The 21,961-nt window shown below is 67.1% G+C and carries 20 protein-coding genes, 1 pseudogene and 1 riboswitch; of the genes and pseudogenes, 9 read left to right on the top strand and 12 right to left on the bottom strand.

Annotated elements, in window-relative coordinates:
• Positions 1-325 precede the first annotated feature (325 nt).
• The 3 genes from NX774_RS16085 (at position 326) to rapZ (ending at position 2,804) form a co-directional block, all read left to right on the top strand.
• Positions 326-808: a PTS sugar transporter subunit IIA gene (locus NX774_RS16085; protein ID WP_258823243.1), complete on the top strand. Its 483-nt coding sequence runs from the start codon at positions 326-328 to the stop codon at positions 806-808.
• 48 nt (positions 809-856) lie between these two features.
• Positions 857-1,792: an HPr(Ser) kinase/phosphatase gene (hprK, locus tag NX774_RS16080; RefSeq protein ID WP_258823242.1), complete on the top strand. Its 936-nt coding sequence runs from the start codon at positions 857-859 to the stop codon at positions 1,790-1,792.
• A 154-nt stretch (positions 1,793-1,946) separates the two neighbouring features.
• Complete coding sequence (gene rapZ, locus NX774_RS16075; RefSeq protein WP_258823241.1) at positions 1,947-2,804, top strand: RNase adapter RapZ; 858 nt, start codon at positions 1,947-1,949, stop codon at positions 2,802-2,804.
• 121 nt (positions 2,805-2,925) lie between these two features.
• Here rapZ and NX774_RS16070 read toward each other — a convergent pair whose 3' ends face one another.
• From NX774_RS16070 to NX774_RS16035, 8 genes are all read right to left on the bottom strand, one after another.
• Positions 2,926-4,008, bottom strand: a complete 1,083-nt coding sequence (locus NX774_RS16070) for an enoyl-CoA hydratase/isomerase family protein (protein ID WP_258823240.1) — start codon at positions 4,006-4,008, stop codon at positions 2,926-2,928.
• 96 nt (positions 4,009-4,104) lie between these two features.
• A complete protein-coding gene (gene hpf / locus NX774_RS16065; RefSeq protein WP_258823239.1) occupies positions 4,105-4,458 on the bottom strand; it encodes a ribosome hibernation-promoting factor, HPF/YfiA family in 354 nt (117 codons plus the stop codon).
• Positions 4,459-4,517: 59 nt separating this feature from the next.
• Positions 4,518-5,975: an RNA polymerase factor sigma-54 gene (locus tag NX774_RS16060; RefSeq protein ID WP_258823238.1), complete on the bottom strand. Its 1,458-nt coding sequence runs from the start codon at positions 5,973-5,975 to the stop codon at positions 4,518-4,520.
• Between the two features lie 6 nt (positions 5,976-5,981).
• On the bottom strand, positions 5,982-6,740 hold the full coding sequence (gene lptB / locus NX774_RS16055) for an LPS export ABC transporter ATP-binding protein (RefSeq protein ID WP_258823237.1): 759 nt from the start codon (positions 6,738-6,740) through the stop codon (positions 5,982-5,984).
• A 2-nt stretch (positions 6,741-6,742) separates the two neighbouring features.
• On the bottom strand, positions 6,743-7,306 hold the full coding sequence (lptA, locus tag NX774_RS16050; RefSeq protein ID WP_258823236.1) for a lipopolysaccharide transport periplasmic protein LptA: 564 nt from the start codon (positions 7,304-7,306) through the stop codon (positions 6,743-6,745).
• A gap of 21 nt (positions 7,307-7,327) precedes the next feature.
• A complete protein-coding gene (gene lptC / locus NX774_RS16045) occupies positions 7,328-7,957 on the bottom strand; it encodes an LPS export ABC transporter periplasmic protein LptC (RefSeq protein ID WP_258823235.1) in 630 nt (209 codons plus the stop codon).
• A complete protein-coding gene (locus NX774_RS16040; protein WP_258823234.1) occupies positions 7,938-8,468 on the bottom strand; it encodes a KdsC family phosphatase in 531 nt (176 codons plus the stop codon). The genes lptC and NX774_RS16040 overlap by 20 nt, the downstream gene beginning before the upstream one ends.
• On the bottom strand, positions 8,468-9,490 hold the full coding sequence (locus NX774_RS16035) for a KpsF/GutQ family sugar-phosphate isomerase (RefSeq protein ID WP_370660439.1): 1,023 nt from the start codon (positions 9,488-9,490) through the stop codon (positions 8,468-8,470). Before NX774_RS16035 ends, NX774_RS16040 begins: the two co-directional genes overlap by 1 nt.
• Positions 9,491-9,573: 83 nt before the next feature.
• On the opposite strand from NX774_RS16035, the gene NX774_RS16030 reads away from it, so the two are divergent.
• Entirely contained in the window at positions 9,574-11,550 is a 1,977-nt protein-coding gene (locus NX774_RS16030) for a monovalent cation:proton antiporter family protein (RefSeq protein WP_258823232.1), read from the top strand.
• Positions 11,551-11,693: 143 nt separating this feature from the next.
• Here NX774_RS16030 and NX774_RS16025 read toward each other — a convergent pair whose 3' ends face one another.
• The 3 genes from NX774_RS16025 to NX774_RS16015 all read right to left on the bottom strand — a co-directional run bounded on the left by NX774_RS16025 (position 11,694) and on the right by NX774_RS16015 (position 16,348).
• Positions 11,694-12,809, bottom strand: a complete 1,116-nt coding sequence (locus NX774_RS16025) for a sensor domain-containing diguanylate cyclase (protein WP_258823231.1) — start codon at positions 12,807-12,809, stop codon at positions 11,694-11,696.
• A gap of 130 nt (positions 12,810-12,939) precedes the next feature.
• Positions 12,940-15,426 (bottom strand): sensor domain-containing protein, encoded by a 2,487-nt coding sequence (locus tag NX774_RS16020; protein WP_258823230.1) that lies wholly within the window; start codon positions 15,424-15,426, stop codon positions 12,940-12,942.
• Positions 15,427-15,505: 79 nt separating this feature from the next.
• Positions 15,506-16,348 (bottom strand): MOSC domain-containing protein, encoded by an 843-nt coding sequence (locus tag NX774_RS16015; protein WP_258823229.1) that lies wholly within the window; start codon positions 16,346-16,348, stop codon positions 15,506-15,508.
• 113 nt (positions 16,349-16,461) lie between these two features.
• Positions 16,462-16,568: riboswitch (TPP riboswitch) on the top strand.
• Between the two features lie 75 nt (positions 16,569-16,643).
• Here NX774_RS16015 and thiC point away from each other — a divergent pair.
• The 5 genes and pseudogenes from thiC to thiE all read left to right on the top strand — a co-directional run bounded on the left by thiC (position 16,644) and on the right by thiE (position 20,964).
• Positions 16,644-18,481 (top strand): annotated as a pseudogene (gene thiC, locus NX774_RS16010) (phosphomethylpyrimidine synthase ThiC).
• An 8-nt stretch (positions 18,482-18,489) separates the two neighbouring features.
• Positions 18,490-18,690 (top strand): sulfur carrier protein ThiS, encoded by a 201-nt coding sequence (thiS, locus tag NX774_RS16005; RefSeq protein ID WP_258823228.1) that lies wholly within the window; start codon positions 18,490-18,492, stop codon positions 18,688-18,690.
• Between the two features lie 113 nt (positions 18,691-18,803).
• Positions 18,804-19,601, top strand: a complete 798-nt coding sequence (locus NX774_RS16000) for a thiazole synthase (RefSeq protein WP_258823227.1) — start codon at positions 18,804-18,806, stop codon at positions 19,599-19,601.
• Positions 19,598-20,359 carry a bifunctional hydroxymethylpyrimidine kinase/phosphomethylpyrimidine kinase gene (gene thiD / locus NX774_RS15995; protein WP_258823226.1) on the top strand — a complete coding sequence of 254 codons (762 nt, stop codon included), beginning with the start codon at positions 19,598-19,600 and terminating at the stop codon, positions 20,357-20,359. Before NX774_RS16000 ends, thiD begins: the two co-directional genes overlap by 4 nt.
• Positions 20,359-20,964, top strand: a complete 606-nt coding sequence (gene thiE, locus NX774_RS15990) for a thiamine phosphate synthase (RefSeq protein ID WP_258823374.1) — start codon at positions 20,359-20,361, stop codon at positions 20,962-20,964. The genes thiD and thiE overlap by 1 nt, the downstream gene beginning before the upstream one ends.
• Here the strand turns inward: thiE and bla are convergent.
• Entirely contained in the window at positions 20,961-21,845 is an 885-nt protein-coding gene (bla, locus tag NX774_RS15985; protein ID WP_258823225.1) for a subclass B3 metallo-beta-lactamase, read from the bottom strand. The two genes, thiE and bla, sit on opposite strands and share 4 nt — an antisense overlap.
• Positions 21,846-21,961 lie beyond the last annotated feature (116 nt).

The raw sequence follows: 21,961 nt of genomic DNA, 5'->3' as shown, positions 1-21,961 counted from the left end.
AGCGACATGGCGCCAAGGCCGCTACGGACATGAAAACAACACGGCGCGGCAGCGGCCACTATGATTAAAATTTAGGCAGGCCAGCCCGAAAACGTGGAAAAAGCCTGCGCCTGACGGGCTTTCGTGCGCCACCTCGGCATTTTCATCGAGGAAATTGCGCACTCGGCAGTGGAGGGAAATGATGAACGCGAAAGACAGTTTCGCCCGTCGCGCAAGGCACTTTTGCCAGCGCCCGCGGACGGGCACGAAATCGTATTACACGGCCGAAAAACCAGCCTATAATTCTGGCTCGCAAGCACCATTGTGCACCGCACCATAACGTGTTATGACTAACCTAAGCAAAATCCTGCCGCTCGAGAACATCCTGCTGGACATCGAAGTGTCGAGCAAGAAGCGCGCCTTTGAACAGGCCGGGCTGCTGTTCGAGAACAACTACGGCATCGCGCGTTCGACCGTGTCGGACAACCTGTTCGCGCGCGAGCGTCTTGGTTCGACGGGCCTGGGCAAAGGCGTGGCACTGCCGCACGGCCGCATCAAGGGCAACAAGAACCTGAAGGCGCCGCTGGCCGCCTTCATGCGCCTGAAGGACCCGATCCCGTTCGAGTCGCCGGACGGCCAGCCGGTCAGCCTGCTGCTGTTCCTGCTCATTCCCGACCACGTGACCCAGCAACACCTGGAGATCCTGTCCGAGATCGCGGAACTGTTCTCGGACGAAGCGATCCGCCAGGCGCTGGCCACCGATCCCGACCCGGCCTCGGTCCACGAGCGCATCATCAACTGGCAACCCAGCCTGCAAGCCTTGGGTTAAACTTGTTGCATCCGCCGGCTTTGCGGCGCCCTCTTTCAGAAGACGTCCATGCTGCAAACCCCGCTCACCATCCAACGCCTGTTCGACGACAACCGCGAAAGCCTGCAACTGGGCTGGTTTGCGGGCTTTCCGGGCGGTGAGCGCCTGATCTCGGGCGACGCCGTCTCGGCCGCCGACCAGGTGGGCCACCTGAACCTGATCCACCCGGGCCGCATCCAGGTGTTCGGGCACCAGGAGCTGAACTACTACCACCGCCTCAAATCGAGCTCGCGCAGCCACATGGTCGCCGAGCTGATCGCGGGCGGCCCACCGGCGCTGATCATCGCGCAGGGGCTGGAGACGCCGCCGGACATCCTGGCCATCTGCGACGAGCAGAACATCCCCCTGTTCTCGACCCCGCTGCCGGCGGCGCAGGTGATCGACTTCCTGCGCGTGTACCTGTCCAAGAAGCTGGCGCAGCGCGTCATCATGCATGGCGTGTTCATGGACGTGCTGGGGGTCGGCGTGCTCATCACCGGCGACTCGGGCCTGGGCAAGAGCGAGCTGGGCCTGGAGCTGATCTCGCGCTCGCACGGCCTGGTGGCCGACGACGCGGTCGAGTTCTCGCGCATCGCGCCCAACATGGTCGAGGGCCGCTGCCCGCCGCTGCTGCAAAACCTGCTGGAAGTACGCGGCCTGGGCCTGCTGGACATCAAGGCGATCTTCGGCGAGACCGCCGTGCGCCGCAAGATGCGGCTGAAACTCATCGTGCACCTGGTGCGCCGCGGGGCACTGGAAGAGGAAGTGGAGCGCCTGCCGTTCCACGTGCCGACCCAGGAAGTGCTGGGCCTGCCGATCCGCAAGGTCGTCATCCCGGTCGCCGCCGGCCGCAACATCGCGGTGCTGCTGGAAGCCGCGGTACGCAACACCATCCTCCAGTTGCGCGGCATCGATACGCTGCAAGAATTCACCGAACGCCAACGCCAGGCCATGAGCGGCGACTGAGCGTAGGGTGGGCAGATCCTGCCCACGCGTTCGGTCAGAACATGAACAGCCGCACCGCTGCACCCGGACTGCTTGGACGCGTGGGCAGAATCCCCTCGGCGGTCCCGCCCACCCTACGGGGACAAAAGGCTTGTTGTTGCGGTATCATCGCCGCATGCACATCGTTCTGATCACAGGCATCTCCGGCTCCGGCAAATCCGTGGCGCTCAACGTGCTGGAAGACGCCGGCTACTATTGCGTCGACAACCTGCCACCGCCGCTGTTGCCGGCGCTGGTCGAAACGGTGAACCACGAAAGCAAGCTGGCCGTGGCCGTCGATGCGCGCAGCGCGGAGTCGCTGGTGGAACTGCCGGCCAACGTGCGCAAGCTGAAGGACGACGGGCACGATGTGCGGGTGATGTTCCTGACCGCGAGCACCCATTCACTGGTCGCGCGCTTCTCGGAGACGCGCCGCAGCCACCCGCTGTCGCACGAATTGCGGCCCGGCGAAAATCCCGCCTCGCGCCGCACCCTGATCGAATGCATCGCCGAGGAGCGCGAACGCCTGTCCGCCATCGAGCAGCTCGGGCATGTGATCGACACCTCCGAGCTGTCGGCCAACAAGCTGCGCGCCTGGGTGCGCGAGCTGGCGCAGATCGAGCGCGCCCCGCTGACGCTGTTCTTCGAGTCGTTCGCGTTCAAGGTGGGGGTGCCGCTGGATGCGGACTTCGTGTTCGACGTGCGCGCCGTCCCCAACCCCTACTACGACCTGACCCTGCGCCCGCTCACCGGCAAGGACGCGCCGGTGATCGCCTTCCTCGAGGCCCAGCCGAGCGCGAACGAGATGCTAGAGGATATCCGCAAGTTCATCGAGAAGTGGCTACCGTCGTTCAAGACCGACAACCGCAGCTACCTGACCGTGGCCGTCGGCTGCACCGGGGGGCAGCACCGTTCGGTGTACATGGCCGAGCGATTGGGCGCCTATTTCAGCGCGACCGAGCGGGTCGTGGTGCGGCACCGCGAGCAGTCGTGAAGCCGTAGGGTGGGCAGGTTTCCTGCCCACGCGTCCAACTCTTCTTGGCCGTGCCTGGATGCCAACCGTAGTCGAACGCGTGGGCGGGACACCCGCCCACCCTACGAGGTGCAGCCAACGATTACAAGTGTCGCAGCGGGTGCGCGTAGTCCGGCCACACTGGCTCGAAGAACTTCGCCACCATCTGAGCCGTCACCTCTTCCAGCGTCGGCGGATTCCACTTCGGCTGGTTGTCCTTGTCGATCACGAGCGCGCGCACGCCTTCGATCACTTCGCCGTTCTCGAAATTGCGGCGCACCACCGAACGCTCCATGCGCAGGCAACCGGCCACGTCCATTTTTGCGCCGCGCGCGAGCAGTTCGTCCGTCACGCACATCATCAACGGCGAACGCTGGCGCATGGCTGCCAGCGCCTTTTGCGCGAACGGCGTGTCATCGCTCGCCAGCGACGCCAACACCGCGCTGACCGACTCCGCGGCAAAGTGCCGGTCGATCAAGTCGCGGTGCGATGCCAGCTCGCTCGGTCCCACCTGCTCGGCAAACGGCGCAGCCAGTTCCTGGATCGCCTCGGGCAAGAGCGCGGCGGGCGTGGATTCGATCGTCTTGCGCAGCGCCGACAACTGCGCCGACGGCACGAACGCGTCCGCCAGCCCCACGTACAGCGCATCGGCCGCGCCGATGGTCAGGCCCGTGAGCCCCAGGTAGCGTCCCAGCCGCCCCGGCGCGTGCGACAGGAAGTAGCTGCCGCCCACATCCGGGAACAGGCCGATGTTCACCTCGGGCATCGCCATCTTGGTGCGCTCGGTGACCACGCGCAGGCCGCAGTCCGGGCCGCCCTGCGCAATGCCCATGCCGCCGCCCATCACCACGCCGTCCATCAGCGCAATGTAGGGCTTGGGGTAGAAGTGGATCAGGTGGTTGAGCGCATATTCCTCGGTGAAGAAGTCCTCCAGCAGCGCACTGCCGCCCGTGGGCGTGGCGCGGCCGACGTCGTAGAAGAAGCGGATGTCGCCGCCCGCGCACAGCGCTTTTTCGCTGGTGCTGGTGATGACCACGGCGTCCACGGCGGCGTCCGCGCGCCATGCCAGGAGTGCCTGGGTCAGCGCACGCACCATGTCCAGCGACAGGGAATTGAGGGCTTTCGGGCGGTCGAGAGTGATGATGCCGGTACGGTTGGCAACCCGGGTCTGGACGTATTCGCTCATGGTCATCGATGTGGTTGAAAAGACATCCATTCTACCGCGCCCGGGAAAGCAAAAGGGCGCCGCAGCGCCCCAGAGTTGACAGGCCTTGAAGGCCTTTTATGCGGTGGCTTCCGCGCCGCCTTCCGGCATGCGCTTGGGCGCCTCGTGTGCGTGATTCTGGAGAATCGTTTTGTGCTTCACAACCTGGCGATCCAGACGGTCCATCAGCAGGTCGATGGCCGCGTACAGGTCTTGCGCAACGCTTTCCACGTGAACCGTCTTGCCCGACAGGCGCATGTTGATCTCAGCCTTTTGGCGCTTTTCTTTTTCGGTGAGATTGTCGATGGCGAGGATGACGTGGGTGTCGATCACTTGATCGAAATGGCGGGTAATGCGCTCGAGTTTGTTCTGTACGTAGTCACGGATGGCGGGAGTCACATCGAGATGGTGTCCACTGATTGTGAGATTCATACACACTCCTTTGATCAATTGCGAGCCGTTCGCACGCAGCGCGGAGGGGAACGGTGCTGTTACAAGGATTTGCGGAGGCTTACGGGCGGGATTTTCAGTGCTTCGCGGTATTTGGCTACCGTACGTCGCGCAACCACCATCCCTTGTTCCCCTAGCATTTCCGCGATCTTGCTGTCGGATAATGGATTCTTAGGGTCTTCTGCTCCTGTCAGTTGCGCTATCAGTGCCCTGATCGCCGTCGACGAGGCCTCACCTCCCGCTTCCGTCGCGACGTGGCTACCGAAAAAGTACTTCAGCTCGAACATGCCGTGCGGGGTCAGCATGAACTTCTGCGTTGTGACACGAGAAATTGTGCTCTCGTGTAGTCCTAGTGTATCAGCAATCTCGCGCAAAACAAGGGGCCGCATGGCAACAGCGCCATGTGAAAAAAAGTTGCGCTGACGTTCCACAATTGCCTGCGATACGCGCAGGATCGTGTCGAAGCGCTGGCGCATGTTTTTGATCAGCCATTTCGCTTCCTGCAGCTGGCTGGCCATGCCGGCCTCGCCCTTCGATTGCTTGAGCATGGAAGCGTATAAACTGTTTACACGAAGTCGCGGCATGACCTCCTGGTTCAGGCTCACGGTCCAGCCGTTCTTGGAGCGGCGCACGATCACGTCGGGCACCACGTAGTCCGATGCCGAGGACGCGAACGCGGCGCCCGGGTGCGGGTTGCAGCGGCGGATCACGGCCTGCGCCTCGCGCAGGTCCTCGTCGTCGCAATCGAGCGCTTTCTTGAGCTTGTTGAATTCGCGCTGGGCGAACCATGCCAGGTGGTGTTCGACGATGGTCAGCGCCAGGCGCCGCGCCACCAGCGGCACGCGCGGCAGGCGCCGGATCTGCAGCGCCAGGCATTCGGACGCGTTGCGCGCGCCCACGCCGGCCGGGTCCAGGCTCTGCACCAGCGCCAGCGCGCAGCGCAATTCGTCCGGATCCACTTCCAGTTCTTCCGGCAGGCGCGCCTGGATCTCTTCCAGCGGCTCCTCCAGGTAGCCGTTGTCGTCGAGCGCATCGATCACCAGCTCGGCCAGCGCGCGGTCGCGCTCGGACAAAGCGGTCAGGTGCACCTGCTCGGTCAGGTGCTCGCGCAGCGTGGGGCCGCCGGCTTCCAGCTGCGGGCGGCCATCCTCGCCTTCGTCCGATGTGCGCGCCGGGCCGCCTTCGCCCCAGTCGGAATCGGCCTCCACTGCCGAGGGTTCCTCAGCGCCCGCCTCGAACGCTTCGACCTCGCCGCCCTCGCCCGGTGCGGCCGGCGCTTCCTGCTGCGCGGGCGCGTTGTTGATGGCGCCGTCGGCCAACAGGCGCACCGAATGGTCAAGCGGATCGTCCAGGCGTTCCAGCAGCGGGTTGTCGGACAGGATCTGCTCGAGCTCCTGGTGCAGCTCGAGCGTGGACAGCTGCAGCAAGCGGATGGACTGCTGGAGCTGCGGCGTGAGCGCCAGGTGCTGCGAAGTCCGGAGTTGCAGTGATTGCTTCATGGGCCGCTACATGCGGAAGTGTTCACCCAGGTACACGCGCCGCACCGATTCGTTGGCGATGATGTCGTCGGGCCGGCCGGACGCAAGCACCGCGCCCTGGTTGATGATGTAGGCGCGATCGCAGATGCCAAGCGTCTCGCGCACGTTGTGGTCGGTGATCAAGACGCCGATCCCGCGCTCCTTCAGGAAGCGCACGATGCGCTGGATCTCGATCACGGCAATCGGGTCCACGCCGGCGAACGGCTCGTCCAGCAGCACGAAGCGCGGGTTGGTGGCCAGCGCACGCGCGATCTCCACGCGGCGCCGCTCGCCGCCGGACAGCGACAGCGCCGGGTTCTCGCGCAGCTTCTCGATCTGCAGCTCGGCCAGGAGCGTGTCCAGGCGCTGGTTGATTTCTTCCTTGGACAGCGGCTTGCCCTTGGCGTCGTGCTGCAGCTCGAGCACGGCGCGGATGTTCTCTTCCACTGTCAGCTTGCGGAACACCGACGCTTCCTGCGGCAGGTAGGAAAGGCCCAGCACCGCGCGCCGATGGATCGGCAGGCTCGAGATGTCCACGCCGTCGATGTCGATCTCGCCCGCGTCGGACGGCACCAGGCCCACGATCATGTAGAACGAAGTCGTCTTGCCCGCACCGTTGGGGCCGAGCAGGCCGACCACCTCGCCGCAGTCCACCTGCAGCGACACGTCGCGCACCACCAACCGCTTGCCGTAGCTTTTCTGCAGGCCCTTGACGATCAGGGTGCTGCCGTTCGTGCATCCGTCCATCGTCATTTCCCTGCCGCCGGTGCCGGCGCGGCCTGCGCATTGCGGCGCGGCGCCAGGATCAGCGTGCCGCGGCCCTTGCCAGGCTTGGTCTCGCCGCTCACGTCGTTGCGCACGGCGACGATCTCCTTGCGGTTGTCGTAGGAGATGAAGGGGCCGTCCACCTCGTTGGTCAGCTTGCTGTTTTCCAGCTGCTTGACCACCGCGTTCGAGAACAGCTTGACCAGTTCGGTGCGCTCGTCGTACTCGATGCGCTCGGCCTGGCCCTCGACCCACAGGTCGGGCCCGCCGTCGCGCTTCTGGCGGAAGGTGGCCACATGGCCGGGCGCGGAGGTCAGGGTCAGGCTCATGTAGCCCTCCGGCGACTCCTTCAGCACCGCCTTGTCCGACTTGAGCACCAGCGTGCCGCGCGTGAGCACCACGTTCCCGGTCAGGATGCGCGTGCCGTTGACCTCGTCCACGTCGAGCGAGTCGTAATTGATCACCGCCTGCTTGAGCGAGTCCGCGCGCTCGGCCGAGGCGCACAGCGTCACCAGCGAAAGCATGGCGGCAGCGATAAGTTTGTTCATGGGAGCTCGTCCTGTCATGGGTTAGCGGTTGGCGCGCGGCGGGTAAATGATCTGGCCCTGTCTGGCCAGGTGCACCTGCTGGGTCGCGTTATTGGCCAGCATGCCGGTGCCGCGCACGATCGCGCCGCCCAGCTTCATCTCGACCGGCTTGTCGGTCTTGAGCAGTTCCTCGTCCGGCAGCACGGTCATCTGCTCGGTCTTGATCGACAGCGGCTGCGAGGTCGCGTTGCCAGGCCGCTGGACGTCCACGTTGCCGATCAAATCAACCTGGTTCTGGCCATGCAAAATGCGCGCGCGGTCGGCGGTCATGGTCATGCGCGGGTGCTCGACCGTCATGCCCTGCACCACCGGCTTGTCGACGAACGACACGTCGTCCACCGGCCGGTGCGTCAGGCGATTGCCCGACACCACGTAGCGCGGCTTGCCATTGGGCCCCATGCGCACGAAGCTGAAGTTGTCGACGATGTAGTCCGGTTCGTTGCCGCGTGCGCCCAGCTGGGCGCCCTGGTTCGATTGCGTGACCAGCTGCAACAGCCAGAAACTGCCGAAGGCGCAGAACACCCCCAGCAGCATCACCGCCAGCAGGCGCCAGCGGTGTGCGGTGCGCTTGTTCACGTAGGTGGCCATCGTATCAGGCAAAGTAAGGCGCAAGCGCCTGTTCGTAGGTGCCCTGGGCGCGCATCACGAGGTCGCACACCTCGCGCACCGCGCCGCGCCCGCCCGGGGCCTTCGTCACGTAATGGGCGCGGTGCTGCACCTCGGGGTGGCCGGTGGGCACGGTCACGGCAAAGCCCACCCGCATCAGGAGCGGCAGGTCGATCACGTCGTCACCGATGTAGCCGCACTGCTCCACCGTCGCGCCGGTCGCCTCCAGCAGTTTGGAAAACGCCACGCGCTTGTCGTGGATGCCCTGGTACACGTGGTTGATGCCCAGGTCGCGCGCGCGCGTGACCACGATCGGCGACTGGCGCGCGCTGATGATCGCGGTCTGCACGCCGGTCCTTTGCAGCAGCTGGATGCCCAGGCCATCGAGCACGTAGAAGGTCTTGGTGGCCTCGCCGTCCGCGTTGTAAGTGAGGCTGCCGTCGGTCAGCACGCCGTCGACGTCGAAGATCATCACTTTGACGCGCGCGGCGCGCTGCATGTGTTCCAGTGGCGTCATCAAATCACCTTTGCGCGGGTCAGGTCGTGGATGTGCAGGGCGCCGACGAGCTTGCCGTCGTCGTCCACCACCAGCATCTGGTTGATGCGGAATTCTTCCATCACCGCGACGGCGTCCACCGCCAGCTGGTCGGGATGCACGCTGCGCGGGTTCGGATGCATCACATCGCGGATGGTCAGTTTGGAAAAGTCCTGCACGCGCTCGATCAGGCGGCGCAGGTCGCCGTCGGTGAACACGCCGACCGGGCGCCGCTGTTCGTCGACCACGGCGGTCATGCCCATGCCCTTCTGCGACACCTCCACCAGCGCCTGCGCCAGCGGCACGTCGGGCGCCACGGCGGGAATTGCGTCACCGGTGCGCATCACGTCGCGCACGTGGGTGAGCAGGCGCCGGCCGAGCGCGCCGCCGGGGTGCGAGCGCGCGAAGTCCTCTTCCTTGAAGCCGCGCGCATCCAGCAGCGCCACCGCCAGCGCGTCACCCAGCGCCAGCGTCACGGTGGTGCTGGCGGTGGGCGCCAGGTTCAGCGGGCAGGCCTCCTTGGCCACCGAAATATCGAGGTGCACGTCGGCCAGCTGGGCCAGGCGCGACTGCGGGCGGCCGGTCATGGCGATGAGCGGCGTGCCCATGCGCTTGACCACCGGCAGGATTTCCATCAGCTCGGACGACTCGCCCGAGTTCGAGATTGCAATGAACACGTCTTGCGCGGTGACCATGCCCAGGTCGCCGTGCGCGGCTTCGCCCGGGTGGACGAACATGGCCGGCGTGCCGGTGGAGGCCAGCGTGGCGGCGATCTTGCGGCCGATGTGGCCGGACTTGCCCATGCCCGACACCACCACGCGGCCCGTGCAGGCGAACAGGACGGCGACGGCGCGCGCGACGCTGTCGTCGTGTTCGAGCCGGGCATGCAGGGCGCGGATCGCGTCCGCCTCGATTTCGAGGGTTTCGCGGGCCAGCTGCATGACACGCCGAGCCTGGATGTTGTCGAAAACTTTCAGCATTGTTTTTTCATGGGTTACACTCATGCCGAAAGTATAGCCGAATTGCGAAAGCAAGAAACTTGCCAGACATAAGAAACCAACTCTTCCCTATGAGGTGACCTCCCCGCATGGAATCAGGACTCCAGCTGACCCTCCTTCTCCTTGGAAGTGCCGTGCTGGGCGTGGTTGCCTTCCGCATGCTGCACCTGCCGCCCATGCTGGGCTACCTCGCCGTCGGCGTGCTGATCGGCCCGCACGCGCTGGGCCTGGCAGAAAACAGCCCCACCACGCACGGGCTGGCCGAATTCGGCGTGGTGTTCCTGATGTTCTCGATCGGGCTGGAGTTTTCCCTGGCCCAGCTCAAGGCCATGCGCCGGCTGGTGTTCGGGCTGGGGCTGGCGCAGGTGGTGCTGACCATCGTGGCCACCGTGGTGGCCGGGTTTGTCGCCGCGCACTTTGCGCCGCACCTGCACATCGGCTGGCAAGCCGCGTTCGCCCTCGGCGGCGCGCTGGCGATGTCGTCCACCGCCATTGTCGTCAAGCTGCTCACCGAGCGGCTGGAGCTGGAAAGCCCGCACGGGCGGCTGATCATCGGCATCCTGCTGTTCCAGGACCTGGCGGTGGTGCCGCTCTTGATCCTGATTCCCTCGCTGGCCAATCCGGAACACCTGGCCGCCAACCTGGCCTGGGCCGGCGTGAAGGCCGCCGCGGTGCTCGCGCTGCTGCTGTTCTTCGGCCAGAAATGGATGCGCAAGTGGTTCACCGTGGTGGTCAAGCGCCGCTCGCAGGAGCTGTTCATGCTCAACCTGCTCCTGGTGACGCTGGGCGCCGCCTGGATCACCGAGCGCGCCGGGCTGTCGATGGCGCTGGGCGCGTTCGTGGCCGGCATGCTGATCTCCGAGACCCAGTACAAGCACCAGGTGGAAGAAGACATCAAGCCGTTCCGCGACGTGTTGCTGGGCCTGTTCTTCATCACCATCGGCATGCTGCTCAACGTGCAGCTGGTGCTGCAGAACTGGTGGCTGGTGTTGATCCTGCTGGCGGTGCCGGTGCTGCTCAAGTTCGCGCTGATCGCGCTCCTGGCCAAGGCGTTCGGCTCGTCCGACGGCGTGGCCATGCGCACCGGCCTGGCGCTGGCGCAGGCGGGCGAATTCGGCTTCGTGCTGCTGAACCTGGCCTCCGGCTCGAACCTGATCGATCCGTTCGTGATCCAGCTGGTGCTGGCCTCGATGGTGCTGTCGATGCTGGTGGCGCCGTTCGTGATCGCCAAGTCGGACCAGCTGGTGATGAAGATCGCGTCCAATGAATGGATGCTGCAGTCGCTGCAGCTGACCCAGCTGGCCAGCCGCACCATGGCCGCGCAGAAGCACGTGATCGTGGCCGGGTTCGGCCGCAGCGGCCAGAGCCTGGCCACGCTGCTGACCGAGGAAAAGCTGCCGTGGTACGCGCTCGACCTGGACCCGGAGCGGGTGCAGGAGGCGCAGGCGGCGGGCTCGAACGTGTCGTACGGCGACGCCGGGCGGCGCGAAGCGCTGATCGCCGCCGGCATCAAGCGCGCCAGTGCGCTGGTGATCACCTTTGCCGACACGCGCGCGGCGCTGCGGGTGCTCGACCTGGTGCACGAGCTGGCCCCCAGCGTGCCGGTGATCGTGCGCAGCCACGACGACAGCGACCTGGACACGCTCAAGAAGGCCGGCGCGGCCGAGGTGGTGCCGGAAGCGCTGGAGAGCAGCCTGATGCTCGCCTCGCACGCGCTGGTGGTGATGGGCGTGCCGTTGCGGCGCGTGGTGCACCGGGTGCAGACTGCGCGCGACGAGCGCTACGCGGCGCTGCGCGGCTACTTCCATGGCGCCAGCGACGTGGTGGACGATCCGGAACACAACTACGTGCGGCTGCACTCGGTGCTGCTGCCCGACGATGCGGCTGCGGCCGGGCGCGCGCTGGGCGAACTGGCGCTGGACGAGGTCAAGGCCGAAGTCACGATCATCCGGCGCGGGCGCGACCGGCTCGAGGCCAGCGCCGACACGGTGCTGCAGGCGGGCGACGTGGTGGTGCTGCGCGGCTCGGCCGATGCGGTAGAGCGGGCAGAAGGACGCCTGGTGTAGGGTGGGCGGGTTTCCCGCCCACGCGTTCAACCCGGGCGTGTGTGGCTCGAACGTGTGCCCTATCCGCCCACGCGCTTGCTGAACGCGTGGGCGGGAGACCCGCCCACCCTACGAGAAACAAGCGTCGGTGCGCGACAGCCCGTTCACACGCAGGCGATGACGCGGTTGCGCCCGGCCTGCTTGGCCCGGTACAGCGCGGCATCGGCCTGCGCCAGCAGCTGCTGCGCCACCGTCTCCAGCGGCAGGCTGCGCTCGTCCAGGTCCAGGGTCGCCACGCCGATCGATACCGTCACCGGCACCGCCTGGCCGCCCGCCAGCTCCACCGGGGTGTCGGCCACGCCGGCGCGGATCCGGCCCGCCACCACCGCCGCGCTGGGGCCGTCGGCATCGACCAGCAGCACCACGAATTCCTCGCCGCCAAAGCGCGCCAGCGCGTCCGAGATGCGCAGCTCGGCCTTGATGCGGCTGGCCACCTCGCGCAGCACGTCGTCGCCGCCCTGGTGCCCGACGCTGTCGTTGATCTGCTTGAAGTGGTCGATGTCGATGTACATCACCGACAGCCGGCTTTGGTTGCGCCGCGCCCGCGAGATTTCCTCCAGCAGGCGCCGGTCCACGTAGCGCCGGTTGTACACGCCCGTCAGCGCATCGGTCAGCCCGATGTACTTGAGCATCTCGTTACTGATCACGTTCTCCAGGCAGATCGCGATGATCGACGCCATGTGTTCGATGAAGTCGGTGCCCATCTCCGGCGCAAAGCGGGTGGCATCCAGGCTGCCCAGGTTCAGGCAGCCGATCAGCCGCTTGTTGCGCAAGAGCGGCACCAGCGCCACGCTGCGCGGTTCGCCGCATGCGGCCGGGAACATCGGCGCATGGCGCTGCCGGTCGAACGGCCCCAGCTGCGGGCGCGGTGGCTCGCCGGTCGAGAAATCGAAGCCGAGCTCGTCGCCCGCTTCGCTGAACATGAGGTTGGGGAACTCCTCGAAGTCCACCCCGAGCTTGAGCATGACGGTGTAGATGTCCGCGTCCGGATCCACCAGCGTGAGCGTGACCACGTCGAGCTCGGAAATGGCCGGCAGCGTGCGAAAGATCGTGCCCACCAGTTGCGGGAAGCTGGACGCGCCCACGATCTCCAGATCGAAGGCCTGGTGCCGGCACATGATTTCATGGTTGCGCTCCGCCTGCCGGATCAGGTCCGCCATGCGCGCACGCAGGGCTTCGTTCTCGGCAATCAGTTCGCGCGACGCGGCGCCATCGTGCATATCCAAGGTTCCGTTTAAGCAATGGGCATTACATTACGCCATGTTTCCCGGCTTGCATACGGAGAAGAAGGGGGTAACTTTTGGTTAATTCGTGAAGTTGCCTTCCGCATTTTTAACGGAAGCGGGCGCGCTAGGCGCTGAACACCCGCTCGAATTCGTCCATTGCCAGCGGCTGGCCGAACAGGAAGCCCTGGAAGCGGTCGCAGCCGCCGGCCTCCAGGAACTGGCGCTGCTCCTCCTGCTCCACGCCTTCGGCTGTCACTTTCAGGCCCAGCTTGCGCGCCAGCGTGATGATGACTTCGACGATGGCGGCGGCGTCCGGGTCGGTATGGATGTCGTGGACGAACGAACGGTCGATCTTGAGCGTTTCGAGCGGAAAGCGCTTCAGGTAGCTGAGCGAGGAATAGCCGGTGCCGAAGTCGTCGATCGAGAAGCGCACGCCGTCGCGCTCCAGGCACTCCATCTTGGCGATCGCGTCGTCGAGGTTTTCGGCCAGCACGCTTTCGGTCAGCTCCAGGCCCAGCCGGGCCGGATCGGCGCCGGTCTCGCGCACCGTGGCCAGCACCTGCGCGGGGAAGTCGGGCATGTGCAGCTGCTGCGCGCTCACGTTCACGGCCAGCGTCACCTTGCCCAGCCGCGGATGGCCGGACCACGCCGCCAGGCGCGCGCAGGTTTCGCGCAGCACCCACTGGCCCAGCGCGCGCACCAGGCCGGTGGCTTCGGCCAGGCCGATGAACTCCGACGGGCCGACCAGCCCGTGCCCGGCCCGCTGCCAGCGCAGCAGCACCTCGCCGCCGGCCAGCTCGCCGGCCGCGTCGAACTGCGGCTGGCAATAGAGCCTGAACTCGTTGCGTTGAATGCCCTGGCGCAGGTCATGCTCCATGCTGTAGCGACGGTCGATGCTGGACTGCATGGCCGGGTCGAAGAAGCGCAGCGTGTTGCGCCCGGCCGCCTTGGCCTGGTACATCGCCAGGTCGGCCTGGCGCAGCACCACGTCGGCGCTGGCGCTGCGCGCGTCGAACATCGCAATGCCGATGCTGGGCGTGCTGCGGTAGGCGCCCGCCGGCAGCGCATACGCCTCGTCGCAGGCCGCCAGCACCTTGCCGGCCACGGTGCCAGCCTCGTTGGCGGCCGCCTGCCGGTTTTTCCCCAGGCAGTCCAGCAGCAGCACGAACTCATCGCCGCCCAGCCGGGCCACGCAGTCCGAATCGCGCACCGCGTGGCGCAGCCGGTACGCGACCTGGCGCAGCAACAGGTCGCCGGTTTCGTGGCCGAGCGTGTCGTTGAGCATCTTGAAGTTGTCCAGGTCGAGGAACAGCAGCGCGCCCAGCTGGCCGCTGCGCGCGCTGCGGCTGAGCAGGCGCTGCAATTCGTCCATCAGGAAGCGTCGGTTCGGCAACCCGGTCAGGAAGTCGAAATACGCCAGCTGGTGGATGTTGTGCTCGGCCTGCTTGCGCTCGGTGAGGTCGGTGTTGGTGCCCGACACCCGGAGCGGCCTGCCTTGCTGGTCGCGCAAGATCATCCCGCGCGAGAGCACCGGCACGTGGTGCCCGTCCTTGTGCTGCAGGCGGAACTCGATCTCGTACGAGCTGCCGGTGCCGGCCAGCACCTGGTCGAACTCGGCGCGCACCCGCGGCGCATCGTCCGGATGGGCCAGGCGCAGCCACAGCGCCGCGTCTTCCGGCAACTCGCCGGGCACGCGCCCGACCATCTCCCACCAGCGCGGCGAATAGTACAGCTCGCCGGTGCGCAGGTTCCAGTCCCACGGCGCGTCGGTGGATCCCTGCAGCACCAGGCGCAGCCGCTCCTCGGACTTGTGCAGCGCGCGCTCGGTTCGCTTGAGCTTGGTGCAATCGGTAAAGCAGACCACGACCTCGGACAGCTCGCTGCCGTCCTCGCACACCAGGTAGGTGTTGCACATCAACCATGCCGGTTCGGCGTTGCCGTCACGGTCGATGCCCACCAGCAGGTCGGACATATTGCGGCGCTCTTGCAGCGTGCGGCAGACCGGGTATTCGTGCGGCGTCATGCGGCTGCCGTCTTCGCGCAGCAGGGACCAGTCGTCGTAGGCGCTGCGTTTGACCAGGTCGCTCTGGCTGGCGCCCAGCAGCGCGGCGCCGCGCGCATTGACCGCCAGTATGCGCGAATCGCTGCCGTGCACGACCACGCCGGCGGGCAGGTGCTCGAGCAGGCCCTGGAAACGCCTGCTGGTCGCGTCCAGCAGGGCCTGCGCTTCCTCGGTGTCGTGCAGGTCGCGCAGGACCACGACGTAGTGCTGCAGCTGGCCATCCTCGCACACCGGGATGATCGACAGCTCGGCCGGAAAGTCGGCGCCCTCCGGCCCCTTGAAGCGGACCTTGCCCGAACACTCGCGCCGGCAATGGACCGCCTCGTTCAGTTCGTGCACGCAGGCCGGATCGGTATCGGGACCGAAGAACGACGCCAGCGGCATGCCGGTCGCCTGCTCGGCGCTGGCCCCGGCGCGGGCCAGGAACGCCTGGTTGGCGGAACGGATCTTCAGGTCGCCGCCCATCACCGCCAGGCCGAACGAGGCCGGCCCGACGACCGGCGCCAGGCGCGCCTGGCTGGTGGATACTTCGGTTTGCTCGCTGCTCATATGCCTGCCCTGCGAGAGGTCGAGACAGGGCTTGTACCCCGCTCAGGGCGCGGCTGTCAAACTGAGCCTTGCGCGGCGCTCAGAAGTCGAGCTCGGCTTCCAGGTGCTGGCCGACCCGCAGCACGCCCTGGGCGCCGGCGACCACGATGCAGTTCATGCCAAGGCAGACCGCGCCATCCATGCGCGGGTTGGCGCGGTAAGTGAGCAGGATGTCGAGCGGGTCCGGCCCGGCGACGCCGGTGGCCTGGTCGATCGACGGGATCGGGCAGCGCGCGCAGGGCTTGACCGGCTTGATGACCAGGCCGCCGGCGTCGAGCGAGGCCAGGAAGTCCTCGTCGTACGGCTCGATGCCATCGACCACGAGGTTGGGACGAAAACGGTTCATCGGCAGCGGCGCGCGCCCGGCTGCCACCATGCGCTCGTTCAGGTCCGCCAGCGATGCGGCGCCGATCAGGAGCAGCGGGTAGCCATCGGCGAAGCGGGTTTGCGCCGGTACGCCGCCGGTCCATTTGGTGCTGGTGAGGCGCACTGCGTCGCGCCGGAAGCGCACCAGCCGGCAGGGGCTGCCCAGCACCTGCGAGAACCAGCCTGCGGCCGCGTCGCCGCAGTCGGCGGCCGTGACCGTGTCGTCCCAGATCCGCACCGGCACCGGCGCGCCGTCCGGCTCGTCCAGGCCAAGCACCAGCCGGGCCGCGCCGGGTGCGCTCACGTAGAGCTGCCTGCCGTCCGGCCGCGGCGCCACCAGCGCCATGCGCGGATGCTCGCGCTGGGTCATGAACTGGCCATCGGGCGACACCACCATCCACTCGCGATCGTGCACGCCGGCCGCGAACAGGCCGGCATCGGTGACCACGGCCTCCTGCACCGGCATGCCGGCGCAGGACTTGATCGGATACAGGGTCAGTTCGGAAAGGATCGCCATCGCAGGTCTCTCGAATTTGGGGCCAACAGTATCGCACCAAACCAGCGGCCCCGCTGAAAGCTTTGCCAATCCCCCGAAAGGCGCGTACACTCCGGCCCGATCACCGCAAGGTGACACAACGCTAGGGGTCCTGCGCGCCGTGACAGCGGCACGCGGGTGAGAAATACCCTCCGAACCTGATCTGGATAATGCCAGCGAAGGGAAGCTACTGGGCACCAGTGCCGTCCGCGCACGCCTGTGTTCCCGCACTCCCCCGTTGGCCCGTGCAGTTCAGCCACCACACTGGGAGTGAACATTGAACGCCGAGCCTCAATTCCTGTCCGCCACCGCCGCCGTCGATGCGGCGGCCGTGACGCCCCTGCCCAATTCGCGCAAGGTCTACATCGAAGGCAGCCGCCCCGACCTGCGGGTGCCGATGCGCCAGATCCGCCAGGCCGACACCGCCGCAGCCTTCGGCGGCGAGCCCAATCCGCCGATCTACGTGTACGACACCTCCGGCCCGTACACCGACCCGGCGGCCAGCATCGACATCCGCCGCGGCCTGGGCTGCCCGCGCACGCCGTGGATCGCCGAGCGCGGCGACACCGAAGAGCTGCCCGGCCCCAGTTCCGCCTACGGCATCGAGCGCCTGAACGACCCGAAGCTGGCCGCGCTGCGCTTTGACCTGCAGCGCAAGCCGCGCCGCGCCCGGGCCGGGCGCAACGTCACGCAAATGCACTACGCGCGCCAGGGCATCATCACGCCGGAGATGGAATACGTGGCGCTGCGCGAAAACCTGCGCCGCAAGGAGTACCTGGCCAGCCTGGAAGCGGCCGGCCCGGCCGGCAAGCGCATGGCTCAGATGCTGGGGCGCCAGCACCCGGGCCAGTCGTTCGGCGCCGCGATCCCGGCCGAGATCACGCCCGAATTCGTGCGTTCGGAGTTGGCACGCGGGCGCGCCATCATCCCCGCCAACATCAACCATCCCGAGAGCGAGCCGATGATCATCGGCCGCAATTTCCTGGTCAAGGTGAACGCGAACATCGGCAATTCGGCGGTCACCTCGGCAAGCACATCCACGAAACGCGCGAGTGGATCATCCGCAACAGCCCGGTCCCGATCGGCACCGTGCCGCTGTACCAGGCGCTGGAAAAGGTCAACGGCAAGGCCGAGGACCTGACCTGGGAGATCTACCGTGACACGCTGGTCGAGCAGGCCGAACAGGGCGTGGACTACTTCACCATCCACGCCGGCGTGCTGCTGCGCTACGTTCCCATGACGGCCAGCCGCATGACCGGTATCGTCTCGCGCGGCGGCTCGATCATGGCCAAGTGGTGCCTGGCGCACCACAAGGAGTCGTTTTTGTACACGCACTTCGAAGAGATCTGCGAGATCATGAAGGCCTACGACGTGGCGTTCAGCCTGGGCGACGGGTTGCGCCCGGGCTCGATCTACGACGCCAACGACGAGGCCCAGCTGGCCGAGCTCAGGACGCTGGGCGAGCTGACCCAGCTCGCGTGGAAGCACGACGTGCAGGTGATGATCGAGGGCCCGGGCCACGTGCCGCTGCACATGATCAAGGAGAACATGGACCTGCAGCTGGAGCAGTGCCACGAAGCGCCGTTCTACACGCTCGGGCCGCTCACCACCGACATCGCGCCAGGCTATGACCATATCACCTCGGGCATCGGCGCGGCCACCATCGGCTGGTACGGCACCGCGATGCTGTGCTACGTGACGCCGAAAGAGCACCTGGGCCTGCCGGACAAGAACGACGTCAAGGACGGCATCATCACCTACAAGCTGGCTGCGCACGCGGCCGACCTGGCCAAGGGCCACCCCGGCGCGCAGATCCGCGACAACGCGCTGTCCAAGGCGCGCTTCGAGTTCCGCTGGGAGGACCAGTTCAACCTGGGCCTGGACCCGGACAAGGCGCGCGCATTCCACGACGAGACGCTGCCCAAGGAGTCGGCCAAGGTGGCCCACTTCTGCTCGATGTGCGGCCCGCACTTCTGCTCCATGAAGATCACCCAGGAAGTGCGCGACTTTGCGGCCAGCCAGGGCATTGCCGAGGACGCGGCGCTGGCGCAGGGGATGCAGGTCAAGGCGGTCGAATTCGTCAAGCGCGGCGCCGAGCTGTACCAGAAGCAGTGAGCCGGGCGATGCTGGAAATCGAACTCAATGGCGCGCCGCACCGGCTGGCCGGCGCCACCCTGCTCGACCTGGCCGAATCGCTCGGCGTGGCCGGCCAGATGGTGGCGCTGGCGGTGAACCGCAACGTGGTGCCGCACAGCCGCTGGCACGCATGCACGCTGCAGGACCACGACAAGGTCGACCTGGTGCGCGCCATCGGCGGCGGCTGAAACGGCACGCGGCCCGTAGGGTGGGCATTCATGCCCACGCTGCGATACGCGCCGCATGACACGGCGTGGGCTCGAGAGCCCACCCTACCAATGACCGAAATTATGGAGATCACATGGAACACGCTACCCGCGAAGACAAGCCCCTCATCATCGCCGGCAAACGGTACAGCTCGCGCCTCTTGGTTGGCAGCGGCAAGTACCGCGACCTGGAACAGACGCGCGAAGCCACCGAGGCCGCCGGCGCCGAGATCATCACGGTGGCGATCCGCCGCGTGAACATCGGCCAGAACCCGAACGAGCCAAGCCTGCTCGACGTGGTGCCGCCGAGCCGCTACACGATCCTGCCCAACACCGCCGGCTGCTACACCGCCAAGGACGCCGTCTACACGCTGCAGCTGGCGCGCGAACTGCTGGGCGGGCACAAGCTCGTCAAGCTCGAGGTGCTGGGCGACGAGAAGACGCTGTTCCCCAACATGCCCGAGACCATCGCCGCCGCCGAAACACTGGTGCGCGACGGCTTCGACGTGATGGTGTACTGCAGCGACGACCCGATCCAGGCGCGCATCCTCGAGCAGGTCGGCTGCGTGGCCGTGATGCCGCTGGCCTCCCTGATCGGCTCGGGCATGGGCATCCTGAACCCGTGGAACCTGTCCCTGATCATCGAGCAGGCCACGGTGCCGGTGCTGGTCGACGCCGGCGTGGGCACCGCCTCGGATGCCGCAATCGCCATGGAGCTGGGCTGCGACGGCGTGCTGATGAATAGTGCGATCGCGCTGGCGCAGGACCCGGTGCGCATGGCGCGGGCCATGCGCCTTGCCGTCGAGGCCGGGCGCGAGGCCTTCCTCGCCGGCCGCATGGCGCGCCGCTTCTCCGCCTCGCCCTCTTCGCCGATGGCCGGGCGCGTGGCATGACGGCCACGGCGCGGCCGTCGGTACTGGTGTTTGCCGGGCTCGATCCGTCCGGCGGCGCGGGCATCGCGGCCGACATCGAGGCCATCGCGGCCCAGGGCGCGCATGCGCTGCCGGTCGTGACCGCGCTCACCGTGCAGGACAACAACCGCGTGCACGGCGTCGAGCCGGTCGACCCCGCGCTGCTGCTGCGCCAGGCGCAGGCGCTGGCGCAGGCGGTGCCGATCGGGGCCGTCAAGCTCGGCATTCCGGGCAGCGGCGCCAATGCCGCAGCGATCGCGCAAGTGATCACGCGGCTGCGCGCCGCAGACCCGTCGCTGCCGGTGGTGCTGGACCCGGTGCTGGCCAGCGGCCACGGGGACGCGCTGGTCCGCGGCGACGCCGTGGCCGCGCTGCGCCCTCTGCTGGCACTGGCGACGCTGGTCGTGCCCAACCTGCCGGAAGCGCAGGCGCTCGAGCCGGTCGCGTGCCCGCATCGCCTCGTCACCGGGGGCCATGCCGATGGCGCGCGCGTCGTCAACCGCTGGCACGGACCGCATGGCACGCGCGAATGGTCGTGGCCGCGCCTGCCGGGACAGTTCCACGGCAGCGGCTGCACGCTGGCCGCCGCGATCGCCGGCCAGCTGGCGCTGGGCCGGCCGATGGAAACGGCGCTCGACCTGGCGCAACGCTACTGCCACCAGGCGCTCGAGCAGGCCTATGCCATCGCGCCCGGCCAGCTCATCCCCAACCGACACCCATGGACTGAAAGGACCGCATGATGCGAGGCCTCTATCTCGTCACCCCGAACTGGGACGACACCGCGCGGCTGCTGGAGTGCACCGGCCGTGCCCTGCAGGGCGGCGCTGCGCTGGTGCAGTACCGCCACAAGGACGCGGACGCGCCGCTGCGGCTGGAACAGGCTGCGGCACTGCTGGAACTGTGCCGCAGCCATGGCGTGCCGCTCGTGATCAATGACCACGTGGCGCTGTGCCGCCAGATCGGCGCCGACGGCGTGCACGTGGGCGGCACCGACGACAAGGTCGAGCACGTGCGCGCGCTGCTGGGGCCGGGCAAGATCGTCGGCGCCTCGTGCTACGGGGAGCTTGGCCTGGCGCGGGCGGCACGGCAGGCGGGCGCGAGCTACGTGGCCTTCGGCGGTTTCTATCCGTCGGTGGTCAAGAAGTATCCGGTGACCACCGAACCGGCGATCGTCGAGCAGGCCAAGGCGGCGCTGGACCTGCCGGTCGTGGTCATCGGCGGCATGACTGCCGGGAACGCGGCGCCGCTGGTGCGGCGCGGCGCGGACATGGTGGCTGCCATCAGCAGCGTCTACCTTGCGGAGGATCCCGCCGCCGCGGCAAGGGCATTGCAAGCGCTGTTCTAACGCCCCGCGCGTTCTGCCGCCACGCGCTTGTCGAAAGCGCGTGCCGACGCTTCCGCCAGCGCCTTGCAGCCGCCCCCTTGCACGAACGTGTTGTGGCCGGGCGTGCGCGCGGCCAGCTTTTCGAAGGTGTCGGTAAAGCCCGGATGGGTGGACACGACCACGTCGCACGGCAGCGCGCCAAGCTTGGCGATACTGGCGCGGAACGATGCCGAGATATCCGGGTGGCTGGCGTCGCCGGTGAAATGGAAACCGTCGGTGGACACGGCGGTCAGGCTGTCGGCGTACACCATGTTGCGGCACACCTTGTCTTCGCACGACTGCCAGGTCCAGGCCGTGGAGCCGGGCGTGTGGCCCGGGGTCAGGTGCGCGGTCAGCGTGAGCGGTCCCACTTTCACGCTTTCCCCGTCCGCCACCACCCTGATGTGCTCGATTTTCGCCACGCGCACCGTGTCCTGCGGATCGTACTGCGGATCGCCGGGCACGTTGGCTCCAACGGCCAATTCCTTGGCGCTCCAGGCGCTGGCCGCCACCTGCGCCCCGCTGGCACGCTGCAGCGCGGCGATGCCGCCGGAGTGGTCCCAGTGCGAATGCGAATTGAGGATCAGCTTGACGTCCTCGATGCGAAAGCCGAGCGACTCGATGTTCTTGCGGATCTGCGCGGCCGACTGCGGCAGCGCGCCGTCGAGCAGCACATGGCCCTGCGGGCCGGTCACCAGCAGCGACGACAGCCCGGCCGTGCCGACGTACCACGTATTGCCGTACACCTTGAACGGCGCCACCGGCTTGTTCCATTCGTCGCACGAGCCGCAGTGCACCGCGTCCTGCGCGCACGCCGCTCCCGCCGCCAGCAGCCCCAACACCAGCACACCCCATGCTTTCATCGATCGTCTCCAGGTTTCAGGTTGTAAGGCGCCCATGATAATTCAACAATGTGCGCTTGGTGTCGCGCTCGTTGATTCAGGTCAGACGGATCAAGACGCCGAGTGGAACGATAGGG

Source organism: Massilia agilis (assembly GCF_024756255.1).
Lineage (GTDB): Bacteria > Pseudomonadota > Gammaproteobacteria > Burkholderiales > Burkholderiaceae_D > Telluria > Telluria agilis.
Note: the sequence above shows the minus strand (reverse complement) of the source record. Positions and strands in the feature narration are given on the sequence as shown.